The following is a 19102-nucleotide window of genomic DNA, read 5'->3' on the forward strand; positions in this document are numbered from 1 at the left end:
GACGATACGTCTCAGCCGGTCGGAAGAGCTTCGCGGACCTGCAAGCGTTCCACAGCCGTCTCAAACGGTCCCCAGAAGTGTCGCGGGCAGTCTCGAGGTGTTCCTTTCAGAGAAAGCGCACCCCCATGCTCCCCATTTTGCGTAGAACACGACACCTCGCGGTCGCCGGTATGGCGGCCGGCACTCTCCTCACGGCGGGACTCGTCGGACAACTGGCAGTGCAGGGCGACAACAACCCGGCGTCGGGGACGACGGTGCCGTCAGCACCGGCGAGTTCCGCCAGCAACTCCGGCGCCGCGGGCTCGTCCGCTTCGTCGTCCGCTTCGGCGTCCTCCTCAACGTCCTCGAAGTCGTCCGCCCCCACCTACGGCCAGGTGCCCTCGGTGAACGACGGCGGCAATGGCGGCACCGACAGCAACACCCGCGGCTCATGAGAACCATCCCGGTCCTCGCGGCACAGTTCTCCGCGATCGGGACGAGTTGCCGGATTCTCGTCACGAGCCGATTCACCGCCACACGGGCGGGCGAGATCGCGCTGCACGACGTCGAGCGACTCGACGATGTCGCTTCTCGTTTCCGCTCCGACTCCGAGATCCGCAGGTTGGCGAACAACGGTCTGCCACAACGGGTTTCGCCCCTGCTCGGAGATGTCGTCGAGGCAGCCTTGCGCGCGGCCGTGCTGACCGATGGGCTGGTCGACCCGACGATCGGCGCGGCCATGGAGGCGTTCGGCTACGACGACGACCTCGACGTGGTTCGCGCTCGCGGCGACCGGCCGGTGTCGGGACCACCGGCTCGGTCGACCTGGCGTTCGATCAGGTATGACGCCGCGCTGCACCTCCTCGCGGTGCCACCCGGTGGCGTGCTCGACTTCGGCGCATCCGCGAAGGCCCTCCTCGCCGATCGGATCGCCGCGAGCATCCACGACGAGACCGGCAGTGGTGTGCTGGTGGACCTCGGCGGTGACATCGCAACAGCGGGTGCACCGCCGGCCGGCGGCTGGCGGATCGGGGTCGAGGGCCCGTCCGGCAAGGTTGTCCAGACGGTGCTCGGCAGCGGCCAGGCGTTCGCGACCTCCTCGACCGCGCTACGGACCTGGACGAGCGCCGGCGTGCAGCGACACCACATCATCGATCCGCGGACCGGCTCACCGGCTGAGGTCGTCTGGCGGCAGGTCACCGTCGCGGGACGCACTGCGCTGGAAGCGAATTCGGCCTCGACCGCGGCCGTCGTACTCGGGAGCGCGGCACCGTCCTGGTTGGCTGCGCGTGGCCTGCCCGCACTGCTGATCGGCGCCGACGGATCCCGGCGCCATACACCCGGATGGCCGGAGGAGGGAGCAGCCTGATGTTCCTCTGGTATCTGTCGCGGGCGACGGGAGTCGCTGCCCTCGTGCTCTTCACCGTCGTGCTCGTGCTCGGCATGCTGCTGTCCGGGCAGCGGAGAATGACGCCGCGCGGGCAGGCGATCGCGATGGGCGTTCACCGCAGTCTCTCGCTCGGCTCGTCGATCTTCCTCGTCGCGCACATCGTCAGCGCCGTCCTGGACGGCTATGTGCACGTCGGCTGGCTGGCGTCCGTGGTGCCGTTCACCTCCGGTTACGAGGCGACCTGGGTGGCACTCGGCACACTCTCTGTCGACATTCTGATCGCGGTGGTCGCGACGTCGCTGCTGCGCGATCGGGTCAGCCGGCGGGCCTGGCGCTGGGTCCACCTCAGCGCCTACCTGTCCTGGCCGGTTGCCATCGTGCACAGCTACGCCCTGGGCACGTCCGATGAACCCGTGTTGCTCGGCAGCACGCTCGCGTGCGCCGTCCTGGGCGTGGCGGCGATCGGATGGCGAATGGTCGCAACGCATCCCGATACCGAACAACGGCGTATCTCCCGACTGCAGGAGTGGACATGAATCACACGGAGAAGCTTGTGGACCTGCTTGCGGAGGCCGGTCTCGCCGGGCGCGGCGGTGCGTCGTTCTCCACCGCGCGGAAGGTCGCCGCGGCGCAGGACAGCCGCGCGACCTTGATCGTCAACGCCTGTGACGGAGAGTTGGATGCCGCCAAGGACTGGTTCGTGGTGTCGCGGCATCTCGACGAGCTGGTCCACGGCGCCCGCTCGATCACCTCCGACGTGCGCTATGCGGCACGGCGGGGCAGCCCGACCCTGAATCTGCTTCTGGCAGCTGGGCTTCCGGCGTTGGAGGTCCCGGACCGGTATGTCGCCTCCGAGGAGTCGGCCATCGTCTCGATCGCGCACGGCGACTTCGCGCGACCGGTGAGCAGGGACCGACCGCTGGTCTTCGGCGGCAAGGACGCCGAGGGACGACGGCTGCGCCCGACGCTGGTGCTGAACGCCGAAACCGTATGGCGCGTCAGCCAAATCATCCACAACGGTCCTGGATGGTTCCGGTCGTTCGGGACGCCTGCCGAGCCGGGCCCGCGTCTCGTCACCGTGGCGGGCGCGGTCCATCACCCGGGGGTCTTCGAGTCGGCGGCCGGAACGCCCATCGCGGACCTGCTCCGGAGGGCGGGGGCGGCGCCATACCGTGCAGTGAGTGTCGGTGGCCTCAGCAGTGGATTCCTGCGAGCTGCGGAGATCGAGCAATTGCGTTGGGACTCCGAGGTTTTGATGGCTCACGGCTGCACGATCGGCAGCGGAGTGCTGCGTGTGGTCGGAGCGGACGAGTGCCCGGTTGAGTATGTCGTCCGCACGCTGGAGATCGCGGCCGCCGAAACCGCCGGCCAGTGCGGTCCGTGCATGTTCGGCGTTCCCGCAGTCGCAGCCGACTTCGCGGCAGTGGCGGCCGGCGACGCGGGCCGTGTGGTGTCACTGCATCGGAGACTCGGTCTCCTGCCCGGTCGCGGCGCCTGCCACTTCCCGGACGGAGTTGCGCAGTACCTCGCGGGGGCGCTGCGGGTGTTCGGGGACGACCTCGACGCGCATCTCGGCGGCCGCTGTGTCGCTGAGCCCGATCGGAGGAACGCACATGCGAGCTGAGACCGATCGCTCCACCGTCATCCGGGTCGACCGGATCGCGTGCAGTGGACACGGCGTGTGCCACGCACTCGACCCGCAGCAGATCCCGCTGGATGAGTGGGGCTACCCGATTCCGTCCGAGATCGTGGCGGACCGGCGACGCACCGAAGCACTCGTCCGGCTGTGCCCGGCCGCGGCGTTGCGCCGTACGACCACCACCTGACCGGGAAGCACGCCCGATCCGCAAAAACGATCCGTCGAAACCTCTTGCGCAACGCCGAGTGTGCGTCAGGATGAGCGGGTGGGTGAACGCATCGAGTTGCCGGTGCCCGGGATGGACCTGTCGCTGGGTGTCATCCGCCATGGCCACTGGGGCCGCCCCGTTCTGGTGTTCCCGAGCGAGGCCGGCCGTGCCGAGGACTTCGAGGACAACGGCATGGTCGCCGCCACCCAGGACCTCGTGGACGCCGGTCGGGTCTCGTACTTCTGTGTCGATGCGGCGGACCGGTGGACCTGGTCGGACAACACCGCGACCACCGAGGAGCGGGCGACCAGGCACCGCAGCTACACCCGCTGGCTGGAGGGTGCGGCATTGCCGTGGATCGCCGACCAGGTCGGCGGCACTCAACCGATGATCACCCTGGGCGTCTCGATGGGCGCCTACCACGCGGTCCACTTCGCCCTGACGCATGCGCACCTGGCGCCGCTCTCGATCGGTATGTCGGGCAGCTACGACGTCACGTCCTGGCACGGGCACGGCGAACACGGTGAGGCCACCTACCTGGCCAACCCGATGTCGTATGTCGCCGGCATGCACGGTGAGCACCTGGACTGGCTGCGTCGTACGGCCAGCGTGTTGCTCGTCGTCGGGGAGGGGCCCTTCGAAGTGCAGCCGACACAGGCGCTCCCGTCGACGACAGCATTCGCAAAACTGTTGTCCGAGAAGGGAATTCCGAATCAGCTGGATGTGTGGGGGCACGACAGCGCGCATGACTGGCCGTGGTGGCAGAAGCAACTCGCACATCACCTACCACGGTTCTGCTGATGGATCGACGGTGCACGGCAACGGAAGGGAGCGCACGATGAGCGAACACCTGATCGGCCTACTGCTGGGCGCCGAGGAGGACTGGCCGCGCGCCTTCGAGGAGCTGATGCGCAGGGTCGGCCCGGTGACCGCACCGGACGGTTCGCGGCACGACATACGCACCGAACGTATGACGATCGAGCCGTTCAACCTGCGTGACAAGCCGCGCACCGACCTGGTGATCGATCGGCTCGCGCACTGGTACTACCACCCGCGCGAGTGGCTGAAGAAGGCCGCGTTGATGGACGACGTCTACCTCCTCAACAGTCCGTTCACGTTCCAGTCGATGGAGAAGCACTCGGCATACTGCGCGCTGATGCGGCTCGGGATGAACGTCCCCGAAACGGTGCTCGTGCCCTACAAGAACCCGATCGACAACGTCCGCTGGGCCTACACGTCGGAGAAGTACAACCGGTCCTTCGACCTGGATTCGGTGGCGGCCGAACTCGGCTACCCGATGTACATGAAGCCGTTCGACGGCGGTGCCTGGCGCGGCGTCTCGATGATCCGCGACGAGGCCGAACTGCACCGCAGTTACGACGAGTCCGGCGAGATGCTGATGCATCTGCAGCGGGCGGTCGACGGCTTCGAGGTCTTCGCGCGGGCGCTGACGATCGGTCCCGAGACGATGGTGATGAAGTTCCGGCCTGACCAGCCGATGCACGACCGCTACGAGGTCGCCTACGACTTCCTCACCCCGCAGATCGGCGCCGAGACGACCACCATCGCGCAGACCGTGAATGCGTTCTTCCGCTGGGAGTTCAACAGTTGCGAGATGCTGGTCAAGGACGGCGTGGTCTACCCGATCGATTACGCGAACGCCTGTCCCGATGTGGCCATCACGTCCCTGCACTACTACTTCCCGTGGGCGATCAAGTCACTGTTGAAGTGGACCATCTACTGCGTCGTCACCGGCCGCAAGGGCCACTCCCAGGTGGACGCGGGGCCCTGGTTCGAGATTGCCGACCGAGACGACGACTATCAGGCGAAACTCGGTGCATATCAACGACTTTCGGACAAATATTTCGAGACCGAGCGGTACCGGGAGTTCGTGGACTCGGCGCTCGCCGACGTCGACGAGATGGTCCTCGACTGGGTGCTGTCCGACGACTTCGACCGGTTGCTCGTCGAGACGGTGAAGTCCACCTACCCGCCGCAGGAGCACGAGCGCTTCCTCGCGCACTTCCGTGGTCTCACCGGCCTCTGGGCCAAGGATGAGGAGAAGATCCTCGGCTGACCGTCAGTCGGCGAGCTCGTCGTGGTCCTGCCCGACGACGGTGGGCCCAGCCGACCGGACCACTCATTGCGACGTAGCGCTGTCGTCGAACTCCCGGGTGTCCACCAGCGCTTCGTCGGACTGCGCCAGGATCTGCGAAACCGTCTGTGCCACCGAAAGACTCGTGTTGTCGATCCACAGACCGACACGTCGTGATCCGTTCTCGACCGACTCGACGAGGCCCTCGATGGTGAATCCGTCCCGGTAGGCGTCCTTGTCGCGGGTATGTTCGCGAGCACGTATGGCGTCAGCCGTCGGAGTCAGCATCACGAAGTGGATCGGTTCGGGTGCTGCGATCATCAGGAAATCGTCCAGGAAGGTGCCGAAGATGTTGTCCGCGATGACCGCATCGAACCCGGCCGATCGGTAGACGTCCGAGACGGTGAGCGCACCGGCATACCGCAGGAAGAGTTGCTCGATCGCTTCCATCCGCGGTGGTTCGGTCATCGCCGCACCGCCGGACACCACGACGTTGCCGATCGCGTCGCCGTCGACGAACACCGCTCGCGGAAGGGCCTGCGCGAGCGCGTGACCGACCGTCGACTTGCCGGCCGCCTGCGCCCCCGAGATCACGAACAGTCGACCGGTCTTCGTGGCTCTCGCGGGTCTGACCGTGTGTCCGCGCACCGTGGGAACCACCGGCTCAACCGCCCAGCGCCGCCGACACGATCTCCTTCGCCTCGGCCTGCACCTGCGCCAGATGGTCGGCGCCCTGGAACGACTCGGCGTAGATCTTGTAGACGTCCTCGGTGCCGGACGGGCGCGCGGCGAACCACGCGTCCTCGGTCGTGACCTTCAGCCCGCCGATCGGTGCGTCGTTACCCGGTGCGCGCGTCAGCTTCGCGGTGATCGGTTGGCCGGCCAGGGAGGTGGACGCGACATCGTCGGGGGACAGCGCCGCCAGCTTCGCCTTCTGCTCCCGGTCGGCCGGTGCATCGATGCGTGCGTATGCCGGATCGCCGTGAGTGGCAACGAGTTTCGCGTAGTGCTGGCTGGGAGTTTCGCCGGTCTTGGCGAGGATCTCCGAAGCGAGCAGGGCGAGCGCGATGCCGTCCTTGTCGGTGGTCCATGCGGTGCCGTCCTTGCGGAGGAACGACGCACCGGCCGACTCCTCGCCGCCGAAACCAACACTGCCGTCGAGCAATCCGGGCACGAACCACTTGAAGCCGACCGGCACCTCCCACAGTTGCGCGCCGAGTCCGGCAACCACCCGGTCGATCATCGACGACGACACCAGGGTCTTGCCGACCCGATCGGACGACCAGCCGGGGCGGGCGCCGCCATACAGGTACTGGATCGCCACGGACAGATAGTGATTGGGGTTCATCAGGCCGCCGTCCGGCGTGACGATGCCATGCCGGTCCGAGTCCGCGTCGTTGCCGGTCGCGATGTCGAAGTCGCTCCGCTTGCCGATCAGGGAGGCCATGGCGTATGGCGAGGAGCAGTCCATCCTGATCTTCTCGTCCCAGTCCAGGGTCATGAAGCGCCACGTGGGATCCACCAGGGGGTTGACCACCGTCAGGTCGAGACCGAAGCGCTCCGCGATGGCGCCCCAGTAGGCGACCGAAGCGCCGCCGAGCGGGTCGGCGCCGATGCGGACGCCCGCGGCCTTGATCGCGTCGACGTCGACGAGGTTCGCCAGATCGTCGACATACGTCGTCATGAAGTCGTATGCCCCGGCCGCGGACCGTGCCGCGGGGAAGGGGACCCGCCGCACGCCGTCGAGTCCGGCACGCAGGTAGTCGTTCGCGGTTGCGGCGATCACCTTCGTGGCGTCGCTGTCCGCCGGACCACCGTGCGGAGGGTTGTACTTGAAGCCGCCGTCGGCCGGCGGGTTGTGCGAGGGCGTCACGACGATCCCGTCGGCGAGCCCGGTGCCGGTCGTCCGGCCGCCGTTCACGCGCAGGATCGCGTGGGACACCGCAGGGGTGGGTGTGTAGCCGTCGGCGTTGTCGACCAGCACCTGCACGTCGTTCGCGGCGAGCACCTCGAGCGCCGAGGCCCAGGCGGGCTCGGACAGCGCATGCGTGTCCCGGCCGATGAAGAGCGGCCCGTCATACCCCTGCGATCGCCGGTAGTCGACGATCGCCTGTGTCGTGGCCAGGATGTGCGACTGGTTGAACGCTGCCTTCAGCGAGGAGCCACGATGACCCGAGGTGCCGAAAACGACCTGTTGGTCGATGTTTTCAGGGTCCGGCTCGATCTCGTAGTAGCTCGTGACCAGGTGCGGTATGTCGACCAGGTCGCTCGCAGCGGCAGGTTGTCCGGCTCGGCTCTCGCTCATGCCGTTGCCCTCCTTCGTCGGGTCCCGGCATTCGCCCTGTGTTCGTCTGGTCGCTCGCTCCGCTCGCTCATGCCGTTGCCCTCCTTCGTCGGGTCCCGGCATTCGCCCTGTGTTCGTCTGGTCGCTCGCTCATATCACCAGCCTGCCACGAGACAGGCGTCCACGAGTGCCGGACAACTCGATGATCGCGATCGCCCCGCGCGGTCCCCACCTGCGGCTACTTTCTAGTAACTTACGTTCTACGAAAGGGAAGCCAGATGCGCTCACACCTTGCCCTGCTGGGTGCCGTGACCCTCGCCGCCGGCGCACTCGGAGGCCCGGCGTTCGCAACCGGTGCTGCCGACAAGGGCCGGACCGTCGTGGCCGACAGCGTCGTGTCTCCCGGGCGCTCGCTCGGAGCGGCCCCCGCAGGCGCTGTCGAGCACTTCATCGTCACGTTCGCGCTGCGCGACCAGGCCGGCGCCGAAGCCTTCGTGAGGGCCGTTTCCGACCCGACGAGCCCCCAGCACGGAAAGTTCCTCAGCCCGGCGCAATTCACCGAGCGTTTCGCCGCGTCGAAGCCCGATATCGACAAGGCAGTCGCCTGGCTGCGCAGCCAGGGCTTGCAAACCGGCGCGGTTCCGGCGAGTCGCAGCTATGTGCAGGTCAGCGGTTCCGTCGCGCAGGTCAACAAGGCATTCGGGACCCGCATGCAGCGCTATCTGAGGAACGGGCACGTCGTCTCGGCGCCGGCGCGATCGGTGACCGTGCCGAGCAGCGTGTCCGGTGTGGTCGCCGGCGTGATCGGCCTGGATCAGTCCCGGATCCTGCACACCACCAACACCCACACCGATGAGCCGACCGCGCAGCGCAGCGCAGCCGCGAAGACGCTCTCGGCGCTCGGAGCGCGGCCGAACGCGACGTCGGGCGCCAGCGACGCCTGCTCGTCCTACTACGGGCAATACCACCTGCCGAACATCCCGAATGCCGCCTCGCCGCTGAAGGGTGTCCAACCCGGAAGTCTGTGCGGCTACACCCCGCAGCAGGTGCGGGCGGCGCGGGGCATGACCGCCTCGAACACCGGTCAGGGAATGAAGGTCGGCATCACGTTGTGGTGCAACGATCCGCGTATCGAGGCGGACACCAACAAGTGGGCCAACACGCTGGGCTTCCAGCCGCTGCGCACGGGTCAGTACAAGGTCATCGAACCCGACCTCGGTTACAACCCGCTCTACTGCGACAACCAGGGCTCCGGCGGGGTCAATGCCGAGCAGGCTCTCGACGTGCAATCGATCCACGGGGCCGCTCCGGACGCGAACATCATCTACTCCGCAGCGTCGGCTCCCTTGGACAACGCGCTGATCACCTCGATGTACAAACTCGTGAACGGCAACCAGGTCGACGCGATCTCCGACTCGTGGGGCGGTTCCGAGTCGAACGATCCCATCACGAACGGGGCCTACTCGCGGCTGTTCATGCAGGCAGCCGCGCAGGGCATCTCGGTGTTGTTCTCCTCCGGTGACTACGGCGACAACACCAATGGCGACCAGAGCACGACGGCGCCCTCGGCCGACTACCCGGCGGCGAACCCCTGGGTGACCGCTGTCGGCGGGACCTCATTGGCGACAGGTGACGCCTCCGGCTCGAAGGTGCTGTTCGAGCAGGCATGGAACACCTCCAGCGACCTCCAGCAGAACGACGCGTGGAGTGGCTGGCAGTACCGCTATGGCGGAGGTGGTGGCGTGAGCCAGTACCACGCGGAGCCCTATTACCAGCAGGGCGTCGTGCCGACGCAGTTCACCGGCGCCGACCCGCACCGTGTCTACCCGGACATGGCCGGCATCGGTGACCCCTACACCGGCTACCTGATCGGCTTCCACGACGCCACGACCGGGAACAACTTCTCACTGGAGAAGATCGGCGGCACCAGCTGGTCCTCGCCGTGGACCGCGGGCACCCTGGCGCTGGTCGGCAAGCGCGTAGGTTTCCTGAACCCGGCGATCTACGGCCCCGGCCACGCCGGTCTCACCGACATCAAGGGCAACGCCATGACACACGGCTTCGAGTACAAGACGTCGGGCACCATCGCCACCGTCGGCATCAACTCGCAGCAGGTGCAGGATCAGACGCTGGTGTCGCAGCCGGGCTACGACGACATGACCGGTTTCGGCGTGCCTGCCTCGACGTCAGCCTTCGTCAACGCACTGCGGTGATCCCGTTCAGCTGCAACTGAATTGAGGCGCCTCCCGGACTTCCGGGAGGCGCCTCGTGCGTGCGGGCTCGGCCCTGCAGATCGTGCGGTATGGCGCACGCCGGCCCGGGCGACGAGGTCAGGCAGCGGCGAGATGCTGCTGCACGGTCCGGGGCTCCCGGCCGAGCAGCGACTCCAGGAGCGGGTCCGTTCCGGCGAAGAAGCCGGCGGCCGCTGCGTCATACATCCCGAGCGTGAAGCGCGCCATCGGCTCGGCGCTGCCGGCCGCAACCTGGGACCGGACCCACTGCTCGGGATCAACCACCTCGAACCCGAGCTGTCGCCCGGTGACTGTCTCGGCGAGCCGCGCGATCTCCTCGAAGGTCGGTGCGCTGCGCCGGGTCAGCGTCACCGGACCGTCGTATGGCGTCCCCGACGCAATGATCGCCGCAGCCGCCTCGGCCGCGTCGGCGCGTGATGTCCAGGAGACCGGTCCGTCGGCAGGCACCGAGATGACGCCGGTCTCCCGCCAGGGGCCGAGCAACCAATCGATGCTGTGCAGGTAGAAGCCATTGCGCAATGCCGTCCACGGAATCCCCGACGCGGCCAGGAGGTCCTCGGTCGCGGCGTGATCGCGGCCCGGCCGGAAGGGCGAGTTCGCTGCCGCGCCCTGGTGACTGGTGTAGAGAACGCGCCCGACCTTCGCCTCCACCGCCGCGTCGATCGCGGCCCGGTGCAGCGCGACCGCATCGTCCTTGGGATCGCTCGCCGAGACGATCAGCAGCTGGTCCGCGCCGGCGAACGCATCGGGCAGGGACGCCGGGTCGGTGAAGTCGCCATACCGGACCTCGACTCCGAGGTCGGCGAAGCGGGCGGCCTTCGCGACGTCGCGTGCGACGACGGCGATGTCGGTCGTGGGGATCCTGCGCAGCAGGTGATCAGTAGTGGCGCCGTTCAACGCTCCGGTGGCTCCGGTGATGACGATCATGGTCGGACTCCTTGTTATCAACGATTACAGAATTACCGTATCACTGATTGCAAGAGCGATAACACTGATGCGTTATCGTTGATATATGCCGAAGCGGAGCAGTGTCGATCCCCGGTCGCGGATCATCGAGGTGGCGTCCCAGCTGCTGAGGGAGCAGGGCCGGGTCGCTGTCACCACGCGACGGGTGGCCGAGCTGGCAAGCGTGCAGGCACCGGTCATCTACCGGCTTTTCGGTGACAAGGACGGGCTCCTCGACGCGGTCGCCGAACAGGTGATGGCGGAGTTCACGGCGGCCAAGACAGCTGCTGCGTCATCCTCGGCGGAAAGCGGGGACGACCCGATCGCGAGCCTGCGCGCGGGCTGGGACATGACGATCGGGTTCGGGCTGGCAAATCCGGAGCTCTTCGTACTGCTGAGTGATCCGGCACGAACCGGTCACTCGCCCAGTGCCGAAGCCGGCCTCCGGGTGCTCGGCGAGCGCGTGCACCGCGTCGCGATGACCGGCCGGCTGCGGGTCAGCGAACAGCAAGCTGTCGAGCTGATCCACGCTGCCGGCACGGGAGCCGTGCTGGCCATCCTCGGTCGGCCGGAGCCCGACCGGGACCTCGGCCTCGCCGACATACTCTTCGACGCGCTCTGTCAGCGCATCCTGACCACCGAGCACCCGACAGCCGACGCACCGGACGGCGTGGGTGCCGAGGTCGCCCCCGCCGTTGCGCTGCGCGCGTCCGTGGGCGACTTGGACGTGCTCAGCGCCGGCGAGCGGACGCTCTTCGCGGAGTGGCTCGACCGGATCGTCGAGCACGGCTGAGCCGCTACTTCTCCGGGGTGAACCAGATCGCGGAGAGGGGCGGGACAGTGACGACCGCCGAGTACGGCTGGTCGTTGTATGGCGTGTCCGTGGCATCGACACCGCCGAGGTTGCCGCGGTTGGAGCCGCCATACCGCTCCGCATCGGTGTTGAGCATCTCCAGCCACCGACCGGGACGAGGGAGGCCGACTCGCACATCGCGTGCTTCGGCACCGCTGTAGTTGAGCACCGCCGCGACGACGCCGCCGTCCTGGTCCGGGCTGTCAAAACGCAGGTAGGAGAAGAGGTTTGCGTCCGCGGCGTTCGCGTCGATCCATCGGAAGCCGTGCGGGTCGTGGTCCAGCTTCCAGAGGGCGGGGTGCTGTGCGTAGAGCCGGTTGAGGTCGGAGACGAGCCGTGCGACACCGAGATGCGCCGGCTGGTCGAGCACCCACCAGTCGAGGCTGCGCCCGTCCGCCCATTCGGACTCCTGCGCGAACTCGCAGCCCATGAAGATCAGCTGCTTGCCCGGGTGACTCCACATGTCCGCCAGGAAGGTGCGCACACCGGCCAGTTGCTCCCAACGGTCGCCCGGCATCTTGCGCAGCAACGAACCCTTGCCGTGCACGACCTCGTCGTGGCTGATCGGCAGCACGAACTGCTCGTCCCACGCGTAGACGAGTGAGAACGTCATCTCGTTGTGGTGGTACTTGCGGTAGATCGGTTGCTGCGCAACGTAATCGAGCGAGTCGTGCATCCAGCCCATGTTCCACTTGAAGCCGAACCCGAGTCCGTTTTGATCGGTCGGCTTGGTGACGCCGGGCCAGGAGGTGGACTCCTCGGCGATCATCACGGTGCCGGGCTGCCGGCGGTATGCCGTCGCGGTGGTCTCCTGCAGCAGCTGCATCGCCTCGAGGTTCTCGCGACCGCCGTTCTTGTTCGGCAACCACTCACCCTCATTGCGTGAGTAGTCGAGGTAGAGCATCGAGGCCACACCATCGACGCGCAGGCCGTCGGCGTGGAACTCCTGCAGCCAGTAGACCGCGTTGGCGACAAGGAAGTTGCGCACCTGCGGTCGGCCGAAATCGAAGATGTACGAACCCCATTCGGGGTGCCAGCCCCGCCGGGGGTCAGGGTGTTCGTAGAGCGGCGTGCCGTCGAAACGGGCCAGCGCCCACTCGTCGGTGGCGAAGTGGCCGGGCACCCAGTCGAGGATGACCCCCACACCCGCCTGGTGCAGCTTGTCGACCAGGAAGCGGAAGTCGTCCGGGTCGCCGAGTCGCGAGTTCGGGGCGTAGTAGCCGGTCACGTGGTAACCCCAGGACGGCGGGTAGGGGTGCTCCATCACCGGCATGAACTCCACGTGGGTGAAGCCGAGTTCGGAGACGTACGAGACGAGTTCGTCAGCCAGGTCACGCCACGACTTGCCCTGCCGCCACGACATCGGATGCACTTCGTAGACGCTCATCGGGCGCTCGTGTGCAGCCTCGGCGGCCCGCTTCTCGAGCCAGGCCGCGTCGCCCCACTCGTAGTTGGACGCCGTGACGACGGATGCCGTCGCGGGTGCGGTCTCGGCGAGTCGAGCCAGCGGGTCGGCCTTCTCCCGCCAGATGCCGTCCGGCCCGAGAATGTCGAATTTGTAGCGGTTTCCGACACCGACGCCGGGCACGAAGAGCTCCCAGACGCCGCCGCTCAGGCGGCGCATCGGATGTCCCTGGCCGTTCCAGGTGTTGAAGTCGCCGACCAGCCGAACGCCCCGGGCATTGGGCGCCCAGACGGCGAAGGACGTGCCGTCGACCGGGCCCTGCGGGCTCTCGTAGCGGTGCAGGTGGGCGCCGAGCACGGTCCACAACTGCTCGTGACGCCCCTCGCCGATGAGGTGCAGGTCGATCTCACCGAGGGTGGGCAGGAACCGGTAGGGGTCGTCCGTGACGTGCTCGACGCCATCGTCATACGTCGTGACGACCCGGTAGTCGGGCACCTCGGCAGTCGGCAGCGAGCCGCTCCACAGTCCCTCGTGGTCGTGGTGCAGGTCGGCCCGGGTGCCGTCCGGCAACTGCACCTGCACGGTGCTCGCAAGTGGCCGGAAAACCCTTACCAGTGCACCGGATTCGCCCAGATGTGGTCCGAGCAGCCGGTGCGGGTCGCCGTAGCGCCCGACGAGTAGTTCGTGGGCGACCTCGGTGCGAATGGCTGTGCTCGCTGCGGTGCCATCACTTCGGTCGTCGCTCATGCTCTCGGTCGCGCCTCTGCCCTCGGCTCCGGGCCTCACTGCGTTCGTGTCCTCGCCTCGGTCGTCGCTCATGGCGTCACTCTTCCTCGTAGGCAGTAGTCGCAGGATCGCGCTGCGTGGGATGTCCAGCCAGCCGGGCCGGTTGCGGACCTCATAGACGACCTCGTAGCTCGCCTTGTCGACCTCGAACAACTCGATCAGCCGCCCGTATGGCGCGAGATCGACACCACTCTGCGCGGCGTAGCCGTCCAGGAACGCCGCTCGGGCCCGCGCCGCCCAGTCGCGTCGATCCGCGGTGGCATCGCGGTGCTCGATGGAGCCCGCGGCGTAGTCGAACGAACGCAGCATGCCGGCGATGTCGCGCAACGGCACATCCGGCTTGTTGCGCTCGTCCAGCGTCCGCAGGGGTTCGCCCTCGAAGTCCAGCAACACCCAGCCGCGCTCGGGGACGTCGAGTGCCTGACCGAGATGCAGGTCACCGTGAATGCGTTGCAGCGCAGGCCAATCCGCGCTCTTCGCGGCGTCAACGAGGGAGTCGAACTCGCTCTGGCGGTCACCCAGCTCGGGCACCGCGTCAGTGGCGGCTGCGAACCGTCGCCGGATCGCGTCGAGTTGCCGGGTGACCGTCGCGGGAGTGCTCGGCTCGACCGGCATCGCTTCCGCGAGTTGGTGGTGGACCTCCGCCGTCGCGGCGCCCAGTGCGTAGGCGGATGCAGCGAACGACCGGTCGTCGTCGGCCGCTTCCAGCGCCACCCGCCACGCGTCCCGGACATCCGGGAAGAACTCCTGCGCGAAGGCGAGATCACCCTGTGACCGGCCGGTGCCGTCGGGCGCCGGCCAGTCGCCCCGCAGTGACGCCACCATCTGCGGCACGCGCTCGCTCCCGACATCGCTGAGCGCTGCCTGCAACGTGACGTCCGGATTGTCACCGGGGTGGATCACCCGGAAGATCTTGATGACCAACGGCTCCTCGTCATCGGACTCGACGATGATCGAGGTGTTGGACTGTTCACCGGACAGAACGACGGAGGAACGCACGCGCGGCACCGCCGCATGCCGGAAACCGCTGCCGCGCACGGTGATCGGCGGCTCCCGATGGCCCACCGCACCGGTGTTGACGTCGTGTGTCTCGAGTTCCGCCTGCCGGCCACCGGTGACCATGGTTCGCAGCAGCGCCCGCACGAAGACCAGATCGTGGCAGCCGTCGTAGACCCATCGGTTGCCGAGCGCGGAGTGCGCCATCTCGCCCACGAGCGCCGCCTCCGCGCCGGCCAGTGGCGCGTCCCGGTACGTCATGGGGATCTGGTAGACGACGGGCGCCGGGCCCGAGTCGTCGGCCACGACGTTGACCTCGATACCGACCTCACCCGCGGGGTCATCGAACCGGTAGCTGCCGAGCATCCGCAGCTCGGGGGTGCGGCCCTTGCCGGCATACCAACGGCGTTCGCCGATCCAGTCGCGGATGAGTTGCAGCTTGGTTGGTTCCAGTGAGGCGCCGGCGTGGATGATCGCCATGGGTCAGTCTCCTGTCGGGTGCTGCAGCGAGAGCCAGAAGAAGTCCCGTGAACCGAGGGTCAGGGTGACGGTTCCGTCGTCGGCGACCGGCGTGAAGTGGGTGCCACCGAACAGGTCGCGCAGGCGTGCGCCGGCGAAGTGGTCGGGCAACGACACGGTGACCGACTGCGGCCGGCTCGACAGGTTGTTGACGCACAGCACCGAGCGCGTCTCGATCTCGTCGTCCGGATCGTCCTCGTCGGCGACCGTCCGGGTGAAGGACAGGATCGCGTCGTTGTCCGACTCGACGGTCACGTAGTCGCCGAGTCCGAAAACCGGGAACTGCTTACGGATCGCGAGCATTTCGCGCACCCAGTGCAGCAGCGAGGAGGTGGACTCCATCTGAGCTTCGACGTTCACGTTGTTGTAGTGGTAGACGAGGCTGGAGATGATCGGCAGGTAGAGCTTGCCGGGGTCGGCGGTGGAGAAGCCGGCATTCCGGTCCGGGCTCCATTGCATCGGTGTGCGGACCGCGTCACGGTCGGGCAGCCAGATGTTGTCGCCCATGCCGATCTCGTCGCCGTAGTAGAGGCACGGGGACCCGGGCATCGACAGCAGCAGCGCGTGGATCAATTCGGTCTCGGCGCGCGAGTTGTCCAGCAGCGTGGCCAGCCGGCGGCGGATGCCGACATTGGCACGCATGCGCGGGTCGGGGGAGTACCAGCCGTACATCGCGGCGCGTTCATCCGGTGTGACCATCTCGAGGGTCAGCTCGTCGTGGTTGCGCAGGAACGTGCCCCACTGGGCGCCGCGGGGGATGGTCGGCGTCTCGGCCATCACCTCGTTGATGCGCGTCGCCTTCTCGTCCCGCAGTGCGTAGTAGAGCCGCGGCATGATCGGGAAGTGGAAGCACATGTGGCACTCGGGGTCCTCCTCTGTGCCGAAGTAGTCCACGACCTCGTGCGGCATCTGATTGGCTTCGGCCAGCAGCATCCGGCCGGGGTATTCCTCATCGACCATCGCACGCAACTTGGCGATGAATTCGTGTGTCTTCGGGTGGTTCTCGCCGTTGTGACCCTCCTCGATGTAGAGGTAGGGGATCGCGTCGAGACGGAAACCGTCGATGCCCAGGTCCATCCAGAAGCGCACGATGTCGAAGATCTCGTCGTGCACCGCTTGGTTCTCGAAGTTCAGATCGGGCTGGTGCGAGAAGAAGCGGTGCCAGAAGAACTCCCTGCGCACCGGGTCGAAGGTCCAGTTGGACACCTCGGTGTCGACGAAGATGATGCGTGCGTCGGAGTACTTCTCGTCCGTGTCGGACCACATGTAGTAGTCGCCGTAGGGGCCGTCGGGCTCGGACCGCGAGGCCTGGAACCACGGGTGCTGGTCACTGGTGTGGTTGATCACCAGATCGGTCAGGATGCGTATGCCGCGGGCGTGTGCCTGCGAGACCAGCTCGGTGAACTCCGGCAGCGTTCCGAATTCCGGCAGGACGGCCTTGTAGTCGGCGATGTCGTAACCGCCGTCACGCAACGGTGAGGCGTAGAACGGCGGGATCCACAGGCAGTCGACACCGAGCCACTGCAGGTAGTCGAGCCGATTGATCAGGCCGGTGAAGTCACCCGAGCCGTTGCCGGTCGTGTCACCGAACGCACGCACGAGCACTTCGTAGAAGACCGCCTTGCGGAACCACTGCGGGTCGTGACGCAGGCCCGGTTGCGGGAGGTTGAAACCTGTTGCTGCCACGATTTTCTAGAACCTCCTGAGGTGAACGATGTGCAGTGGCTCGGTGTCGGGACCGAGCCGGACGTAATTGTCCGCGCCCCATTCCCAACTCGCGTCGGTCAGCAGGTCGTGAGCGACGAAGCGGTCGCCGGGTGCCAACCCGAGCGCGCCCATGTCCAGCCGGAGGGTGGACTGCCGGGTGGCGTGCGGGTCGGTGTTCGCGACCACGATGACCACGTCGTCGCGATATTTCTTGGAGAACGCAAGCATCTGCGCATCGTCCACGTGATGGAACGTGATGTTGCGCAGCCAGCGCAATGCCGGGTGCTGGCGACGAATCTCGTTGATACGCGTGAGGAACGGTGCCAGCGTCTGTCCCTCCCGGTCGCCACCGGCCTCGTAGCGCGACCACTCACGGTCCTTGTACTGGTACTTCTCGTTGTCGATCTGCTCCTCGGCACCCGGCCGGGCAACGTGCTCGATCAGTTCGTAGCCGGCATAGATGCCGTAGGTGGGCGACAACGTCGCCGCCAGCGCCGCGCGCAGCTTCCACGCGGTCGGCCCGCCGTACTGCATGTATGGCGTGAGGATGTCGTGCGTCGTCGGCCAGAAGCTCGGTCGCATGTATGGCGCCGACTCGCGCGCCAGCTCCTCGACATACTCCCGCAGCTCGGCGGCGTCGTTGCGCCACGCGTAATAGGTGTAGCTCTGCTGGAAGCCGACCTTCGCCAGCGTGGCCATCATCGCCGGGCGGGTGAACGCCTCGGCCAGCCAGATGATGTCCGGACGCGACGACGCCACATCACTGATCAGCCACTGCCAGAACTCCACCGGCTTCGTGTGCGGGTTGTCGACCCGGAAGATCGTGACGCCGTGGTCGATCCAGACCTGCACGACGCGCCGCACCTCGGCGTAGATGCCCTCCGGGTCGTTGTCGAAGTTGACCGGATAGATGTCCTGATACTTCTTCGGCGGGTTCTCGGCATACGCGATGCTGCCGTCGGCGCGGGTGGTGAACCACTCGGGGTGCTTCGCGACCCACGGGTGGTCGGGGGAGCACTGCAACGCCAGGTCGAGCGCGACCTCGAGGTGCTGCTTGCGGGCGGCCGCGACGAACGCGTCGAAGTCGGCGAACGTGCCCAGGTCCGGGTGGATCGCGTCGTGCCCGCCGTCCGCGCTCCCGATGGCGTATGGCGAACCCGGGTCGTCCGGCCCGGCGTTCAGCGTGTTGTTGGGCCCCTTGCGGTTGGTCCGCCCGATCGGATGCACGGGCGTCAGGTAGACCACGTCGAACCCCATCCCCGCGATCGCCGGCAGCCGCTGGGCGGCCGTGCGCAGGGTGCCCGTCGTCCACTTGCCGGTCTTCTCGTCGAACCGCGCGCCCTCGCTGCGGGGGAAGATCTCGTACCAGGCGCCGGTCAGGGCCCGCTCCCGCTCGACCCACCAGCTGTATGACGTGCCCGGGCTGACCCAGTCGCGCAGGGGTTTCGCGGTCATCAGCCGCTGCACCTGCGTGGTGGTGCCGGCCGAGATGCGCGCACCGGGCGGCTGCTCGGTGTCACGCAGGCCGCTCACCGCTGCGGTGAGCACCTTGCGCCCCGCGGCGTCGTGCTGCACCTCGCGAGCTGCTCGTTCGAGCAGGCGCGCGCCCTCCTCCAGCATGACCTCGGTGTCGACCTCGGCTGCGATCTTGATCACGGCATCGTGCACCCAGGTGGCGTAGGGATCCGACCAGCCCTCGACACAGTAGGACCACACTCCGGGACGGTCGGCGCTGATCTCGCAGCGCCAGGTGTCCAGGCCCGGATTGGTGCAGGTCATCGGGACGTAGTGGGTGACGCCATCCGGGTCGGTGAGCGCAGCAGTCGCGTTGACTGCGTCGTGTCCTTCGCGGAAGACCGTGGCGGTAATCGGAAATGACTCTCCGACAACGGATTTCGTCGGAAACGCACCGTCGCCGACGGCGGGGCGGACGTCGACGACCGGGATTCTGCCGACGGGCCGCAGGGGCGGGGTCGGCGAGGTCGTGCCCTGTGCGGGGGTCGGCCGTCTCGAAGCAGTCAGCTGCTGATCAGTCACCTGAGCG

At 67.3% G+C, this 19102-nt stretch carries 15 protein-coding genes; 9 read left to right on the plus strand and 6 right to left on the minus strand.

The window, feature by feature from the left end; translation table 11 throughout:
* The first annotated feature begins 125 nt into the window (after positions 1 to 125).
* The 7 genes from VG502_RS15775 to VG502_RS15805 all read left to right on the plus strand — a co-directional run bounded on the left by VG502_RS15775 (position 126) and on the right by VG502_RS15805 (position 5293).
* Complete coding sequence (locus VG502_RS15775) at positions 126 to 434, plus strand: hypothetical protein (protein ID WP_325551026.1); 309 nt, start codon at positions 126 to 128, stop codon at positions 432 to 434.
* Positions 431 to 1348 (plus strand): FAD:protein FMN transferase, encoded by a 918-nt coding sequence (locus VG502_RS15780; protein WP_325551027.1) that lies wholly within the window; start codon positions 431 to 433, stop codon positions 1346 to 1348. The genes VG502_RS15775 and VG502_RS15780 overlap by 4 nt, the downstream gene beginning before the upstream one ends.
* Positions 1348 to 1905: a ferric reductase-like transmembrane domain-containing protein gene (locus tag VG502_RS15785; protein ID WP_325551028.1), complete on the plus strand. Its 558-nt coding sequence runs from the start codon at positions 1348 to 1350 to the stop codon at positions 1903 to 1905. The genes VG502_RS15780 and VG502_RS15785 overlap by 1 nt, the downstream gene beginning before the upstream one ends.
* Positions 1902 to 2993: an NADH-ubiquinone oxidoreductase-F iron-sulfur binding region domain-containing protein gene (locus VG502_RS15790; RefSeq protein ID WP_325551029.1), complete on the plus strand. Its 1092-nt coding sequence runs from the start codon at positions 1902 to 1904 to the stop codon at positions 2991 to 2993. Before VG502_RS15785 ends, VG502_RS15790 begins: the two co-directional genes overlap by 4 nt.
* Positions 2983 to 3195: a ferredoxin gene (locus VG502_RS15795; protein ID WP_325551030.1), complete on the plus strand. Its 213-nt coding sequence runs from the start codon at positions 2983 to 2985 to the stop codon at positions 3193 to 3195. Before VG502_RS15790 ends, VG502_RS15795 begins: the two co-directional genes overlap by 11 nt.
* Before the next feature lie 78 nt (positions 3196 to 3273).
* Entirely contained in the window at positions 3274 to 4017 is a 744-nt protein-coding gene (locus tag VG502_RS15800; protein WP_325551031.1) for an esterase family protein, read from the plus strand.
* A 37-nt stretch (positions 4018 to 4054) separates the two neighbouring features.
* Entirely contained in the window at positions 4055 to 5293 is a 1239-nt protein-coding gene (locus tag VG502_RS15805; RefSeq protein ID WP_325551032.1) for an ATP-grasp domain-containing protein, read from the plus strand.
* Positions 5294 to 5356: 63 nt separating this feature from the next.
* On the opposite strand, the gene VG502_RS15810 is transcribed toward VG502_RS15805, so the two are convergent.
* Together VG502_RS15810 and pgm are read right to left on the minus strand one after the other, a co-directional pair.
* Positions 5357 to 5905: a nucleoside/nucleotide kinase family protein gene (locus VG502_RS15810; protein ID WP_325551033.1), complete on the minus strand. Its 549-nt coding sequence runs from the start codon at positions 5903 to 5905 to the stop codon at positions 5357 to 5359.
* A gap of 70 nt (positions 5906 to 5975) precedes the next feature.
* Entirely contained in the window at positions 5976 to 7616 is a 1641-nt protein-coding gene (gene pgm / locus VG502_RS15815) for a phosphoglucomutase (alpha-D-glucose-1,6-bisphosphate-dependent) (protein WP_325551034.1), read from the minus strand.
* Positions 7617 to 7873: 257 nt separating this feature from the next.
* On the opposite strand from pgm, the gene VG502_RS15820 reads away from it, so the two are divergent.
* Positions 7874 to 9808, plus strand: a complete 1935-nt coding sequence (locus tag VG502_RS15820) for a S53 family peptidase (RefSeq protein WP_325551035.1) — start codon at positions 7874 to 7876, stop codon at positions 9806 to 9808.
* Between the two features lie 117 nt (positions 9809 to 9925).
* Here the strand turns inward: VG502_RS15820 and VG502_RS15825 are convergent, their stop codons facing one another.
* A complete protein-coding gene (locus tag VG502_RS15825; protein WP_325551036.1) occupies positions 9926 to 10774 on the minus strand; it encodes an NmrA family NAD(P)-binding protein in 849 nt (282 codons plus the stop codon).
* 85 nt (positions 10775 to 10859) lie between these two features.
* Between VG502_RS15825 and VG502_RS15830 the strand changes: the two genes are divergently transcribed.
* Positions 10860 to 11585: a TetR/AcrR family transcriptional regulator gene (locus VG502_RS15830; RefSeq protein ID WP_325551037.1), complete on the plus strand. Its 726-nt coding sequence runs from the start codon at positions 10860 to 10862 to the stop codon at positions 11583 to 11585.
* Positions 11586 to 11589: 4 nt separating this feature from the next.
* Here the strand turns inward: VG502_RS15830 and glgB are convergent, their stop codons facing one another.
* Genes glgB through VG502_RS15845 form a run of 3 tightly spaced genes read right to left on the minus strand, consistent with a single transcriptional unit; the run spans position 11590 to position 19095 of the window.
* Entirely contained in the window at positions 11590 to 15312 is a 3723-nt protein-coding gene (gene glgB, locus VG502_RS15835) for a 1,4-alpha-glucan branching protein GlgB (RefSeq protein WP_325551038.1), read from the minus strand.
* 3 nt (positions 15313 to 15315) lie between these two features.
* Positions 15316 to 17037 carry a maltose alpha-D-glucosyltransferase gene (gene treS, locus VG502_RS15840; RefSeq protein WP_325551039.1) on the minus strand — a complete coding sequence of 574 codons (1722 nt, stop codon included), beginning with the start codon at positions 17035 to 17037 and terminating at the stop codon, positions 15316 to 15318.
* Between the two features lie 6 nt (positions 17038 to 17043).
* Positions 17044 to 19095 (minus strand): alpha-1,4-glucan--maltose-1-phosphate maltosyltransferase, encoded by a 2052-nt coding sequence (locus VG502_RS15845; RefSeq protein WP_414655751.1) that lies wholly within the window; start codon positions 19093 to 19095, stop codon positions 17044 to 17046.
* Positions 19096 to 19102: the final 7 nt, after the last annotated feature.

The organism is Flexivirga sp. (assembly GCF_035551235.1).
Classification (GTDB): domain Bacteria; phylum Actinomycetota; class Actinomycetes; order Actinomycetales; family Dermatophilaceae; genus Flexivirga.